We start from the raw sequence: 12278 nt of genomic DNA, 5'->3' as shown, positions 1-12278 counted from the left end.
GCTTCTGCTGTGAGAAACTGGGATGGGTGCCCGGCCTTCCTCGGGTTAGACTTTCGCACTCGCTGTTGCCTTGCATTTGCGTCATCTGAATGCGCGGGATACCCCACCGTCTATACAGCGAGGAGGGATAATGCCTAACATACTCAGCATGACCCAAGTTCTGACTATCTCTTGCAAGCTCAAGGTGTCTGCGTCGCAAGCCACAAAGCTGGATGCAACCAAGGCTCCGGCTCGCTGGCGCGAGTGGTAACTATCAGCGTGGCATGTTGACAGGTTCTCATCTCAAAGTAGCCACGTTGGTCAAACGCCAAGATGGTTCCTACTCCATCCAGATTGGCGTGGAATCTGAGGTGCCGGAACCCCAAAACACCGGCAAGGTCATCGGTGTAGACTTGGGCAGGACAGATATTGCCCACACATAAGGACTCCGTCCCGCTGACGCGAGCAGAGGGTGACAACTGGAATGGAGAGCAGTTGAACCAGGAAAAAGACCCCTACTCCCAGTTGAGGGCGATTCTCCAGCGTAAAGCCAGTCAGGGCACACATAGTTCTCGGCCCAGGTGCCGTCAACTGCTGCAACGGCTGTCTGGTAGGAAGAGACGCTTTCAAGCTTGGGTGAATTACTGCATCTTCAAAGCCATTGTTTCTAGGGCCAAAGCTGCCTGTAGCACCATTGCCCTGGAAGACTTGGCTGGGATGAGGTCTCTGGCCCGCTGACGCGGGCGGGAGCGTGTCAACCAGCAGCCGCGCAGCAAGCCAGAGCAGCGGCGGTCGAATAGTTGGGCGTTCTACCCGTTGAGGCAGTTTGTGCGCTACAAGGCAGTAAGAGCAGGAGTCAAGGTTGTGGTGGTTCCGCCTGCCTACAGTTCGCAGACCTGTCACCGGTGCTTGTGGCTTGGTCAGCGGGAAGGGAAGCGTTTTCGTTGTGTGAACCCGGCTTGTGGTTGGGAAGGGGATGGAGATTTTAACGCTGCCACTCGCGTTAGCGGGACGGAGTTCTTGTGAGCGAGCTTCAGGGCTACTAAAAACCCCATCCGCCTACGCGGTGGGGTAGCTTATGGAAGCTGGATTTGCTTCCTTATAAGGAGAAAAGTGCGTCATGATGCGCATTTCTATTCAGCCGGAGAGCAGGATCCCTGGCTCTGTCCAGCTCTTCAACTTGCTCTGTTTTGGCATTGCCTGCGGGCAATTTCCTCCCGGCTATCGCCTGCCCAGCACCCGTCAATTGGCCATGCAAACGGGCCTGCACCGCAACACCATCCACAAGGTTTACCACCAACTGGAGGCCATGGGTCTGGTGGAAACGCGCGCTGGATCTGGCATTTACGTCAGCGGCTCCGCCCGCCAGGCGGTTAACCGCTCTTCTTGTAGTCTGGGCGAAAACCTGGATCGATCCCAACAAGCCCTGCAGCAGGTGCGCCAGGGCATCGATCAGCTTCAGCAACAGGGCTTTTCTCTGGAGCAGGTGCGGGATCTGCTGCTGGCGGAGATCGACTGGCGGTTGCGCTGCAGTGCCCAAGTGCTGGTGTGCGTGCCCAATCGGGATCTGGGCACAGGACAACTGATGGCCCAACAAATCCAACAGACTTTGGGCATCCGGGTGCAGTTGGTGCCCCTAGAGGATCTGGCCGCCGTGCTGGATCAAATCCATTCCGGCACTGTGGTGACGCTCCACTATTTTCTCAGCGCCGTCGAGGCCATTGCCCAGCCGCGGGGGGCCCGTGTTCTCCCGGTGGAGGTATCTGACTACGCCCGCGAAATTGCCCTGATCCGCCAATTGCCTCCCCACGCCTGTCTAGGGCTGGTGAGCATCAGCACCGCCCTTCTGGAAGTTGCCGAGGTGATTGTCCACAGCCTGCGGGGAGACCTGCTGGTGCTGACGGCGGTGATTTCCGATGCCGAGCGGGTGGGATCCCTAATCCGCCGTGCCCACACCCTCATCTGCGACGAGGCCAGCTACCCCACCCTGCGCGCCCTAGTGCGCCAAGCCCGCCCCGACCTGATCCGCACGCCCCACCTGGTCTGCACCGCCCCCCACATCGGAGAAGCAGCCATGGCCGAGCTGCGACGGGAATTGGGCGGGATCCCATGAGCAGCAAGGGCGAGAAAACGCCTTAAGTCAGTCTTGTTGCAAGCAGGCCATTTCGCGGATGACGGGCTGTGCAATGGTGTGCTTAAGTGGAAATACGGTAAAAGCCACCCTAATCTGATCCATCGCTAGTCAGTCTTTACACGTATGGTGATCCTCGACTACACCTCCGCCGATCGCGACCATGTGGCGGTGACACGGGAAGGTTTCTGGGAAGCCATCAGCTTCCAGGGCCATTTTTACGTCTTTAACCGCAGCTTTTCTCGGCTGCAGGACGCCATCGACAGTTGCCGCTACGACATGGATCGCGGCTCCCTGATCAGCATTGTGGTGGTGCGATCCCAGAGCTACGAGGTGTGGTCGCAGGTGGGATCCGACATTCCCGTCTTGCCAAAGCCCCTCTTGAGCCCCACGGCCAGGGACTCTGTCTTGCCAGCGCGTATGGCTCCATCTTTGCCCAAACGTCCTTCCTGGTCGTTCTGGCACTGGGGATGCAAGGCTTATGGGGTCGAGGACGAACCGGCTGCACCGCGGCCCCTGTTCCACCACACCGCCCGGCCCTACAACGCTCTACAGGCTTAAGCCGGAATGGGTCGCGTTTTCTAGAGAACAGGATGGCTGCACGTGCAAATTGAGATCCGGCTCTTCCACCAGCAAGGGCACCCGCTCGGCCACTTCCAGGCCAAATCCTTTCAAGCCGCTGATGTGGCGAGAGGTGTTGCTGATCAAGCGCATTTGGCGCACCCCCACATCGCGTAGGATCTGGGCGCCAATGCCGTAATCCCGCAGATCCATCGCTGCCGGCGGCGCGGTTTCAGCTAGCCCCAGATCCTGCAGGGCATAGGACTGAATTTGCCGGATGAGGCTAAGCTCCTGCTCTTGCCGGCGCAGGTACACCAGCACCCCCTTGCCCTGGTGGTCGATCATCTTCAGGGCGGCGGTCAATTGGCGGCGGCAGTCGCAGCGCAGGGATCCCAGCGCATCCCCCAGGGGGCATTCCACATGCACGCGCACCAGGACGGGCTCGGCAGCAAATTGGGTCGGATCCCCCTTCACCAGCGCCAGGTGCTCCACCTGGTTGAGGGTGTCGCGGTAGCCGTAGACCTGAAACCGGCCAAACTCCGTCGGCAAGGTGGCAGTAGCCCCCCGATGCACCAGCCGTTCGGTGCGCAGGCGGTACTCGATCAGATGGGCGATGGTGATGATCTTCAGATTGTGCTGGCGGGCATAGTCGATCAACTGGGGCAGGCGGGCCATCGAGCCATCCGGGTTTTGGATCTCGCAGATCACCCCTGCCGGGTACAGCCCCGCCAGCAGCGCCAGATCCACCGCCGCTTCCGTGTGGCCGGCCCGTTTGAGTACCCCACCCTCCCGCGCCCGCAGCGGAAAGACATGCCCAGGGCGACGCAAATCTTCCGGTCGCGTATGGGGGTGGATGGCCGCCTGGATGGTCCGAGCGCGATCGGCAGCGGAAATGCCCGTCGAAACCCCTAACTCTGGCCCAGCATCGATGCTGACGGTAAAGGCAGTCTGGTTGCTGTCGGTGTTTTGCCCCACCATCAGCGGGATCTTCAGCTCGTCCAGACGGGATCCCTGCATGGCTAGACAAATGAGGCCCCGCCCATGGGTGGCCATGAAGTTGATCACCTCTGGCGTGGCAAACTGGGCAGCACAGATCAGATCCCCTTCGTTTTCCCGATTTTCGTCATCGACCACGATGACCATGCGGCCACACTTGAGGTCTTCCAGGGCTTCGGGGATGGAGTGAAAGATGGTTTCTGTCTCTGCCGGCAAAGTGGCACTCATGGAAAAAGGGACGCAAAAGGGAGATATTGGGCACAGCCGGCTCTGGGCAGCGGAGCCATCATATCCTGGACCAGGGATCCGGAAGTTGTCTCAGTACTTGGGAATCGAGGGATCGTAAGCCTCAGCCCAGGCGAGGATGCCACCGCGTAGATTTTTCCCCTCGATCCCGGCAGTTTGTAGGATCTTCAAGGCCTTGGCCGAGCGCACTCCACTCTTGCAGTGGACGATCAGCTCCGAGCCGTTGAGCAGCTTGCGCACCTGCTCCACCCCATCACCATTTTCGATTTGCGGCAACGGGATCAGGTGGGCGCCAGGGATCCGACCGATCTCCCACTCGTTGGGGTTGCGCACGTCGATCAACACAAAATCTTTGCCGGCATCCATCCGCGCCTTCAGCTCGGCCACACTGATCTCCGGGATCTCCGCTTGGCTAGCTTGCGCTTGCGGGATCCCGCAGAACTGCTCATAGTCGATAAGTTGAGTGATGGGCGGGGTGGCGGGGTTTTTGCGCAGCTTTAGCTCGCGGAAGCTCATTTTTAGAGCATCGTAGAGCAGCAGCCGCCCGCTCAGGGTCGTGCCGATGCCCAACAGGATCTTCACAGTCTCCGTAGCTTGAATGAGGCCGATGATGCCGGGCAGGATCCCCAGCACTCCCCCCTCGGCACAGGAGGGAACCAGCCCCGGTGGGGGTGGCTCGGGGTAGAGATCGCGGTAGTTGGGCCCATCCTCGTAGTTGAAGACCGTCGCCTGCCCTTCAAAGCGGAAGATCGAGCCGTAGACATTGGGCTTGCCCGTCAGCACACAGGCATCGTTGACCAGGTAGCGGGTGGGAAAATTATCGGTACCGTCCACGATCACGTCGTAGTTGGCAAACAGCTCCAGGGCGTTGTGGGCCTTCAGAGCAGTGTTGTAAACGTCCACCTGGCAATAGGGGTTGATCTCCAGGATGCGATTTTTGGCCGATTCCACCTTGGGCTTGCCCACCCAGGAAGTGCCGTGGATCACCTGCCGCTGCAGGTTCGACACGTCCACCACATCGAAATCGACGATGCCGATCCGCCCCACGCCGGCTGCCGCCAAGTACAACAACAGGGGCGAGCCGAGGCCGCCTGTGCCGATGCAGAGCACCTTGCCTGCTTTCAGCCGCTTCTGCCCCTCCAGGCCCACCTCCGGCAGGATCAAATGGCGAGAAAACCGCTCCATCTCCTCGCGGGAGAGGCTGACTTGGCTGGTGTCTAGGTGCAACATAGTCAAAACCCTCCGGCAATGGCAGGAACGATGCTGATGGTGGCTTTCTCTCCCACAGGAGTGTCGTCGCCTTGGGCCAAAGTGCGCACATCCTCGTCGTTGAGGTAAACGTTGACGAAATTGCGCAACTTGCCGTCTTCGGTGTAGAGGTGGCGCTTTAGCTCGCCATAGCGGGCGATCAGATTGCGCATTACTTCGCCAACGCTGTTGCCCTCGATCTCGACAGCTTCCAGGTTGTCGGTGTAGGGACGCAAGGGGGAGGGAATCAGGACTTTGGTTGCCATGGGAGTTCGGGGAAGGGTTCTAGCGATCTGGTTGATCTACACCTTGAGGTTCTGAGCTGAACTATTCCAAGTGTCACCTCATCAAGTTCAGAGTACCGCTTTTTCCGACAACCCTCACCACAGTCATTGCCCAACAGGGATCCCAAAGCTTCTCAGCCATAAGCCTCACTTTTGGAGGGAAGGTTGGCGGGAAAACAGCAGTCAGCTCCGCCCAGGCTCTAGCCAGCCCGAGCCACAAGCGAGGGCAGAGATTTGTCTTCCCAAATCTGCATCGGCTCCCGTTGGGGCTGCTCCTGCTTATCCAAAATCCAGCTTGCCACCTCCTCTGCCTTGCCCTCGCGCACGCTAACAATCACGCAGGAAAAGCCCCAAGGAAAAGCGTGCTGCCGGTCGAACTCCGAAGGAACAGCCGCGTGGTTGGGGTGGGAATGGTAGGTGCCCAGGATCCCCAGGCCTTTGCGCATGGCATGGTCGTTGGCCCGCTTGAAATCCGCCGGGTCGATCAAGAAGCGGCGGCGGCTGGATTCCCCGTCTGCCAAGGGGTTTTCGGCTTGATCCCAGGTGTTGGCCACTGCCCAGAGTTCATGGACGATCTTGTCCGATCCCTTGAGCTCGCCGATCAAAATACCGCAGCCCTCGTAGGGAAAGGCTTGCTCGCCATGCTGGCGGATGGCGCGAAGATGCTCTGCCGAGAGGTAAAGGGCCATGAATCTCGCTTTTGCCGATGGAGTTACCGTTCTTTCTCTTTCATTTTGACACGAAAAGAGGCTTGCTAGCCTCCTACTTAGGTGCGGGCAGAGCCCTGGGCTGATGAACTGGGGAACTGCGCAGAGTCCCTAGCGCTCCGGGAAAACAGCCATGCCGTTGCCTTGGCGTTTAGCCAGCCGGTCGGCAGGGGGAGTGGCAACGGTTGACCGGAGATAGGATCCCTTATCTTGCCGCCGGTCTTCCTTTGGCATAAGTGGGAGTGTAAACCCAGCGCAACCTGGGGATACGGTAGGATGCAGAAGTCCATCTGAACAGATTTGGATGCGGCAAACTAACCGGGAACATTAGGGTGACGAGCCGGCAGCGGAGGAACAAGCGGAGAATAGTGGGGGCAGCCCTGGCAGGGCCCTTGCGGGTTGACGGCACAGCGCAACCAAGCCGACTGGGCGCTGAAAACACAGGAGGGATCCCCTAGCGGCTGGCCGAATTCACCGGCCCGTTGGCGGCGCAGCAGTACCACTTGTCGTCGCCAATCCTGCAAAAAGCGGCTGTAGGCACGTTCCCGCCAGCGACGCTTGGCCGCATGTTCCGAGACATAGGCAGTGAGGTTATCCAACATGGAACAGTCACCCAGGGAGTAAGGCCAACAGGCTGGGGGTCGCGTTGGATCAGTCTAGATCCTCAGGATGGCACACTCTGGCAAGAGAGGAAGAAATTGCAGAAGAATTGCAAACTCTCCCTACCTTACTGAGGATGAAGCACCACTTTGCCAACTGGAGGGCGGGGCGGCAGCATGGGCAAGGTGATTGGTTTGAGCCGAAAAACTAGCGGAGCAAGCTGCCGGCTAGTGGGCAGGGGGATAAGCCGCCTATGATGGTATGGTGCAGGCTAGCTCCGACTTATAGCGAAGTTGCAGCGAGCCCACGGGGAAAGAAGTAAGTCGCCAGGGGATCCCTGCAGGCTTGCTTTCGAGACGTGAGTTGAGGTTGTGATGACGGATACCTCTGGGTCAGAGCAATGGAAAAGCTTGAAAGCCATCTCTGAGGGTTCTCCCCTCTCCCTTCCGGATCACCTGATCCGAGCTACGGCGGCAGAAGGCAAGATCCGCGTGGTGGGCTTAGTGTCCACCCAGGCAGTCCAGGAAGCGCGGGAGCGGCACAAGCTCTCCTACGTGGCGACAGTGGCGCTGGGGCGGGCCATGAGTGCAGCCCTGTTGCTGGCAGCTAACCTGAAGCGACGCCAGGCGCGGATCAACCTGCAACTGAAGGGGAATGGCCCCTTGGGCAGCATCTACGTAGATGCCGGCATGGACGGCACGGTACGCGGCTATGTGAGCAACCCTGCCGTTGAACTTCCTCTCACCCCTGAGAGCAAGTTAGATGTGGGTCAGGCCGTTGGGCGTTACGGCTATTTGCATGTGCTGCGGGACTTGGGCTACGGCCAGCCTTACACCAGTGCTGTGGAACTGGTTTCAGGGGAGGTGGGAGACGATATCAGCTACTACCTCTCCTCCTCGGAGCAGATCCCCTCGGCAGTTCTTTTGGGGGTCAACCTCGATTCCCAGCGGGTGCGCGCCGCCGGTGGATTGTTGATGCAGCTCATGCCGGGAGCACCAGCCAGTCTGATCCCGGAGATGGAGGCCCGTTTGGCCAAAGTAGAGGAATTCAGTCCAATGCTGGCCTACGGCGGCGGTTTGCTGGAGCTGTTGCAAATTTGTCTGGGCGACCTGGATCTGAAGATCACGCCGGAGGTGCGCACCATCCGCTTCTATTGCCAGTGCAACTCCGACCGGGTGAAGGGGGCGTTGCGTATGTTGGGGCGGGACGAGCTCATCGACATGATCCGTACTGATAAGGGAGCAGAGGCGGTTTGCCAGTTCTGTAACGAGGTCTATCGCATCTCGGAGGACGAGCTGCGCTCGATTGTGGCAGAGATGTCGGCAAACCCATAGCACCCCCTGATGGCAGAATAATCGCCAGCTACGGGATCCCTGTTCTTCTGTCATCCTCCTATGTCCTCTGCGCCTGCTCCCCCTGAGCTCTCGGTTGTCATCCCCTGCAAAAATGAGGCGGAGAACCTGGATCACCTGTTCGAGCGCCTGCGCCTAACCTTGGATCCATTGGGGATCCCCTACGAGATCATCTGTGTCAACGACGGCAGCCAGGACGACACGCTGGAAAAGCTCATTGCCTTCCATCGCCAGGATCCCCGCATCAAGGTGGTGAACCTCTCCCGCTGTTTTGGCAAGGAGATTGCCCTCACAGCGGGTCTGGATTATGCCTCTGGCAGAGCCGTTGTCCCCATCGACGCCGACCTGCAGGATCCCCCAGAGTTGATCCCGGAAATGCTGCAGCAGTGGCGGCAGGGCTACCAGGTGGTGTACGCTGTGCGCCGCAGCCGCCAAGGGGAAAGCTGGCTAAAACGCTTCACCGCCAACGGGTTTTATTGGGTCATTGACCAGCTCAGCCAGGTGCGGATCCCGCGCAATACAGGAGATTTTCGGCTGTTGGATCGGCAGGTGGTAGACGCCATCAAGCAACTGCGGGAGCGCACTCGCTTTATGAAAGGGATCTTTGCCTGGGTAGGCTACCGGCAGGTGGCCATTTTTTACGACCGCGCCCCCCGTTTTCGCGGCAAAACCCAGTGGAACTACTGGCGGCTGTGGAACCTAGCCATAGAAGGCATCACCTCTTTTAGCTCTTGGCCCTTGCGGGTGTGGAGCTATCTGGGCTTGGCGATCTCGCTGGCGGCTCTGCTGTATGGCCTTTTCCTCGTCATTCGTACTTTGCTGTTTGGCTCCGATGTGCCCGGCTACGCCTCTTTGGCGGTGATGACCTTGTTTTTGGGCGGGATCCAGTTGATTAGCCTGGGCGTGATTGGAGAGTATCTGGGCCGCATTTTTGAAGAAGTGAAAGGCCGCCCCTTGTACCTAGTCAATGGCTCCTTTGGGTTCGAGACCCTGCAGCCTTCCCCTGCTCCAGAATCAGATCCAATGTCCACTCCTATTTGAGGGTTTTGCGTCCCGAAGCGGCATATTCTCGGTACTCGCGCACAAAGATCTCCTGCATCTGGGCCTGGGAAAGCTGGATCCCTTGGATTTCGGCGCGGGCGATGGCCTTCATCAGCTCGATATAGGCCAGGCCAAGGGAAAGGGTCAGGGTAGCCGCTGTGGTGGACTGGATGATGCCGCCTGCCAGGGATCCCACGCCGGGGATCAACTTCAGCAGGTTTGAGACAATGGCCCGCCCAGTGACTACTGCGCCCCCAATTCCCGCCAAAGCCGCCATCAAAGAGTAGTAAAAAGAAGGGGAGGCTTTATAGCCAAAGATAAAGCTGATATTGGCAATCATGCCCACTTGTGCTGCTGCCAGTAGAGGAGCATCGGCAAAAGGAAGAGGTGCGGCGCCGATGAACGCTGCGCTGGCCACATAGCCCGATACATACTTAAAAGCAGCATCGGCCTTGAGATCCACCCGCAGCAATTGCTGGCGGATAAAGGCAAGGCGGGCTACCTCTGGCAGCAGCTCCGAGGTGCAGCCGATTAGGTGCTCTAGCCCGTGGGCGGGGATGGTGAGTTGCCGGTTAATGACCTTGTCCTTAGCCAAAAGAGGAACAATGTAGCGAACAGGGAGATTTTGGCGCTGCAAGTACTGAAAAAACTCGCTCTCTTCGGGATTGGGATATTCCAGGCATTGAGTCAAGACTAAGATGACCGGTACATCTTTGAGTTCTAACTCTCTCAGCCACTCACGCTCGGTTTCCTCCAGCCGCTTCAGTTCGTGGTGGATGCAATACCAAACAATGTGAATGTGATGTTCGGGATCCTTGAGGCGCAGCTCGTCGATCAGTTGGGACACCTCGAGGCGGATCTGGATATTCTGGTCTCCCGCCAATTCCATGCCAGGTGTATCGTAGATGGTGATTGGGCAGCCTTGCTTAGAATATTGGCGAATGTGGCGGGTAACAGGGCTGCCAACACCAGTGCGGGCCAGCTCATCTTTAAACACCGCGTTGACCAAGGTGCTTTTGCCCACCCCACTTTTGCCAATCACCAGGACATTACAGTGGCCCATTTCTGCCTCTGCTTCCAGCAGGCTCTCTTTGAACAGGTGGCTGGCCCAATCCCAAGGTTCCTGCGGTTTCCCCCCAGCCCGCGCAACTGTTTGATGGGTTAGGCGAATCAGTTTTTCTATCCAGGAGTGGCTTTCTGGCTCCGTTTGCGACATGCTCCATCTCCAGGTACGGGATCAACTGGGCTAACGCTCCCAGTCCAGTGTAAATCGGGAAGATGCGGCTACTCTCTGACCAGCCCACCGGTTCTGCTGCAACAAGCACTTTGTTGAGAGCTATTCACAAGAACTGTTGAGTTAGACTATGCTGGGGTGAGGATAGCCCCAAGAAACCCTGGATCTGTCCACTCGAGTAGGCTGGACAATTAGCTCTCTTACTTCGGAGAACCTTGCCCTATGTCTGAAACCTCAACCTTGCGCCAGTCCTTCAACAGCGTGCGCAACAACCCTGTCTCCCTCGGCCTGGAGGTGACCCAGCCGATCTGCGAGGGGATGAACGCCCTTCTGGCCAGCTTCCAAGGGCTGTACTTGCAGTACCAGAAGCATCACTTCGTAGTAGAGGGCACCGAGTTCTACCCGCTACACCAATTGTTCAAGGATCACTACGAGCAGGTGAGGGAACATGTCCACGACCTGGGAGAACGCCTCGAAGGTCTGGGGGGTGTGCCGGTAGCCACCTTCGCCACCTTGGCCCGCCTCTGCTGCTTTACCCCTGAGCCGGATGGCGCTTTTGAGGCGCGGCAAATGTTGCAAAATGACCTGGCGGCAGAGCAGGCCATCATCGATTTGCTGCGGCGCCAAGCCGCCCAAGCGGAAAGCCTAGGGGATCGCGCCACCCGCTACCTCTACGAGCAGATTCTGCTCAAGACGGAAGACCGGGCCTTCCACCTCAACCACTTCCTGGCCAACGACAGCCTAGTGTTTGGCTTGATGGACGGCAGAGCCTAGTCAGGATCTGGGGCAGGTTCGCCGGCCAGGTGACCTGTCCTTAGGCCTGAGGGCTTATTTTTGTAAGCATTTGTTGAAAATTCATATCATTACTGCCCGATTGGGTTTAGATTTATTTGCCGAGGTTTTGCTCCTAGCCATGAACCCTGTATCTTTTGAGGGCAACTATTGTTTGCAGATCCCCTTAGGGGAACGCTGGCGCATTGGGCGGCGGCTGGTGGAGTTGGGGATCCCGGCGGTCTGTGCAGGAGATGGCCATTTACAGGTGCAGGTGGACACGCCTCTGGCCCTGTTGCAGGTGCGCAGCGTGATCCGCCAATACACGGCGCGGCGGCGGGAGTTATTGGACAGCCTAGAGACGTGTTGGCAGCTCAACACCGAGCCTGGGGGACAAGATGAGCAAGTTGGCTAAGCAAAGGATCCCGTTTGAGTCAGAGGGTCGGTTCCTGGGATTTCTTCCCGATAAGGATGGCAAGCTCAAGTATTTGCGCTGGCAGGCCGGAGCGGAAGTGTTTGCCGGCAAGATCCCCAAGCCGCTGCGCTCTGAGCTCTACCGCAGCCTCAAGCCAGGGGATAGGGTGCAGATTGCGGGGGAGCGGGAAGTGGATCTGCTCAAGGGGCGGGAGAAATGGGTGCTCTACCGCGTGGTTCCTGTCCAGGCAGGGATCCCAGCCACATCTCCCCCAAAAGCTGCTCCAGAATCGGAGGAAAAGAGAAAAGGGGTCGTCTTGGTCTGCCAGAAGTCCGACTGCTGTCGGCGGGGGGCGCTGGAGGTGATACAGGCTCTGCAGGCACACTTGGCAGCCTACCCGGAGACCATTCGGGTGCAGGGGGTGGGCTGCATGAAGGACTGCAAACGGGGGCCGAACGTGGTGTTCCTGCCCGACAAGGCTCGCTACAGCGGCGTTTCTCCGCAAGGGATCCCGGCTTTGTTGGAGCGGCATTTTCCGATTGCTTCGTTGCAGGTACAGCAGGTTGAGACGGCGGCTTCCTCCTGACGCTCATGCTGATCCCCCCACGGGCGAGCGGATTTCCCTTGACTTTTCGCATGAACTACCCCACCGCGCAGGCGGGTGGGGTTTCCCCATCCGCTTTACGGTGAGATTTTTGTCTCTTCCTCTGCCC

General features: G+C 58.6%; 13 protein-coding genes and 2 pseudogenes. 8 read left to right on the top strand and 7 right to left on the bottom strand.

The annotated features are described in order from the left end of the window. Positions 1-212: 212 nt before the first annotated feature. From NW845_RS04305 to NW845_RS04295, 3 genes and pseudogenes are all read left to right on the top strand, one after another. Positions 213-987 (top strand): annotated as a pseudogene (locus NW845_RS04305) (RNA-guided endonuclease TnpB family protein); the annotation flags it as partial. A 112-nt stretch (positions 988-1099) separates the two neighbouring features. Continuing rightward, positions 1100-2092, top strand: coding sequence for a GntR family transcriptional regulator (locus NW845_RS04300; protein ID WP_414370850.1), 993 nt, complete (start codon positions 1100-1102; stop codon positions 2090-2092). 144 nt (positions 2093-2236) lie between these two features. Then, a complete protein-coding gene (locus NW845_RS04295; protein WP_414377038.1) occupies positions 2237-2671 on the top strand; it encodes a hypothetical protein in 435 nt (144 codons plus the stop codon). A gap of 42 nt (positions 2672-2713) precedes the next feature. Here the strand turns inward: NW845_RS04295 and ribB are convergent. From ribB to NW845_RS04265, 6 genes and pseudogenes are all read right to left on the bottom strand, one after another. After that, positions 2714-3862: pseudogene (gene ribB / locus NW845_RS04290) on the bottom strand (3,4-dihydroxy-2-butanone-4-phosphate synthase); the annotation flags it as partial. Between the two features lie 123 nt (positions 3863-3985). Further along, positions 3986-5143, bottom strand: coding sequence for a molybdopterin-synthase adenylyltransferase MoeB (moeB, locus tag NW845_RS04285; RefSeq protein ID WP_414365096.1), 1158 nt, complete (start codon positions 5141-5143; stop codon positions 3986-3988). A 2-nt stretch (positions 5144-5145) separates the two neighbouring features. Next, positions 5146-5427, bottom strand: a complete 282-nt coding sequence (locus tag NW845_RS04280) for a MoaD/ThiS family protein (RefSeq protein WP_414377036.1) — start codon at positions 5425-5427, stop codon at positions 5146-5148. A 218-nt stretch (positions 5428-5645) separates the two neighbouring features. Beyond that, entirely contained in the window at positions 5646-6134 is a 489-nt protein-coding gene (locus NW845_RS04275; protein WP_414377034.1) for a M67 family metallopeptidase, read from the bottom strand. Positions 6135-6263: 129 nt separating this feature from the next. After that, a complete protein-coding gene (locus NW845_RS04270) occupies positions 6264-6386 on the bottom strand; it encodes a hypothetical protein (RefSeq protein ID WP_414377032.1) in 123 nt (40 codons plus the stop codon). 80 nt (positions 6387-6466) lie between these two features. Further along, on the bottom strand, positions 6467-6754 hold the full coding sequence (locus NW845_RS04265) for a DUF6464 family protein (RefSeq protein WP_414365101.1): 288 nt from the start codon (positions 6752-6754) through the stop codon (positions 6467-6469). 372 nt (positions 6755-7126) lie between these two features. Here NW845_RS04265 and hslO point away from each other — a divergent pair, with 372 nt between their 5' ends. Together hslO and NW845_RS04255 are read left to right on the top strand one after the other, a co-directional pair. After that, entirely contained in the window at positions 7127-8086 is a 960-nt protein-coding gene (hslO, locus tag NW845_RS04260; RefSeq protein ID WP_414377030.1) for an Hsp33 family molecular chaperone HslO, read from the top strand. Between the two features lie 60 nt (positions 8087-8146). Further along, on the top strand, positions 8147-9145 hold the full coding sequence (locus NW845_RS04255; RefSeq protein ID WP_414377029.1) for a glycosyltransferase family 2 protein: 999 nt from the start codon (positions 8147-8149) through the stop codon (positions 9143-9145). Here NW845_RS04255 and NW845_RS04250 read toward each other — a convergent pair. Further along, positions 9138-10361, bottom strand: a complete 1224-nt coding sequence (locus NW845_RS04250; RefSeq protein WP_414377027.1) for a YcjF family protein — start codon at positions 10359-10361, stop codon at positions 9138-9140. The two genes, NW845_RS04255 and NW845_RS04250, sit on opposite strands and share 8 nt — an antisense overlap. Positions 10362-10601: 240 nt before the next feature. Here NW845_RS04250 and NW845_RS04245 point away from each other — a divergent pair, with 240 nt between their 5' ends. From NW845_RS04245 to NW845_RS04235, 3 genes are all read left to right on the top strand, one after another. Then, positions 10602-11153, top strand: coding sequence for a Dps family protein (locus tag NW845_RS04245; RefSeq protein ID WP_414335135.1), 552 nt, complete (start codon positions 10602-10604; stop codon positions 11151-11153). A gap of 139 nt (positions 11154-11292) precedes the next feature. Beyond that, positions 11293-11565: an Asr1405/Asl0597 family protein gene (locus NW845_RS04240; protein WP_414377025.1), complete on the top strand. Its 273-nt coding sequence runs from the start codon at positions 11293-11295 to the stop codon at positions 11563-11565. Next, positions 11549-12151, top strand: coding sequence for a (2Fe-2S) ferredoxin domain-containing protein (locus tag NW845_RS04235; protein WP_414377023.1), 603 nt, complete (start codon positions 11549-11551; stop codon positions 12149-12151). The genes NW845_RS04240 and NW845_RS04235 overlap by 17 nt, the downstream gene beginning before the upstream one ends. The last annotated feature ends 127 nt before the right edge of the window (positions 12152-12278 follow it).

The organism is Synechococcus sp. H60.2 (assembly GCF_047462315.1).
Lineage (GTDB): Bacteria > Cyanobacteriota > Cyanobacteriia > Thermostichales > Thermostichaceae > Thermostichus.
This window is presented reverse-complemented; position numbering and strand designations above follow the sequence as displayed.

Bases quoted from the DNA above. Each gene is read 5' to 3' on its own strand.
- NW845_RS04300 (WP_414370850.1), top strand. From the start codon at position 1,100: ATGATGCGCATTTCTATTCAGCCGGAGAGCAGGATCCCTGGCTCTGTC.
- NW845_RS04295 (WP_414377038.1), top strand. From the start codon at position 2,237: ATGGTGATCCTCGACTACACCTCCGCCGATCGCGACCATGTGGCGGTG.
- moeB (WP_414365096.1), bottom strand. From the start codon at position 5,143: ATGTTGCACCTAGACACCAGCCAAGTCAGCCTCTCCCGCGAGGAGATG.
- NW845_RS04280 (WP_414377036.1), bottom strand. From the start codon at position 5,427: ATGGCAACCAAAGTCCTGATTCCCTCCCCCTTGCGTCCCTACACCGAC.
- NW845_RS04275 (WP_414377034.1), bottom strand. From the start codon at position 6,134: ATGGCCCTTTACCTCTCGGCAGAGCATCTTCGCGCCATCCGCCAGCAT.
- NW845_RS04270 (WP_414377032.1), bottom strand. From the start codon at position 6,386: ATGCCAAAGGAAGACCGGCGGCAAGATAAGGGATCCTATCTCCGGTCA.
- NW845_RS04265 (WP_414365101.1), bottom strand. From the start codon at position 6,754: ATGTTGGATAACCTCACTGCCTATGTCTCGGAACATGCGGCCAAGCGT.
- hslO (WP_414377030.1), top strand. From the start codon at position 7,127: ATGACGGATACCTCTGGGTCAGAGCAATGGAAAAGCTTGAAAGCCATC.
- NW845_RS04255 (WP_414377029.1), top strand. From the start codon at position 8,147: ATGTCCTCTGCGCCTGCTCCCCCTGAGCTCTCGGTTGTCATCCCCTGC.
- NW845_RS04250 (WP_414377027.1), bottom strand. From the start codon at position 10,361: ATGTCGCAAACGGAGCCAGAAAGCCACTCCTGGATAGAAAAACTGATT.
- NW845_RS04245 (WP_414335135.1), top strand. From the start codon at position 10,602: ATGTCTGAAACCTCAACCTTGCGCCAGTCCTTCAACAGCGTGCGCAAC.
- NW845_RS04240 (WP_414377025.1), top strand. From the start codon at position 11,293: ATGAACCCTGTATCTTTTGAGGGCAACTATTGTTTGCAGATCCCCTTA.
- NW845_RS04235 (WP_414377023.1), top strand. From the start codon at position 11,549: ATGAGCAAGTTGGCTAAGCAAAGGATCCCGTTTGAGTCAGAGGGTCGG.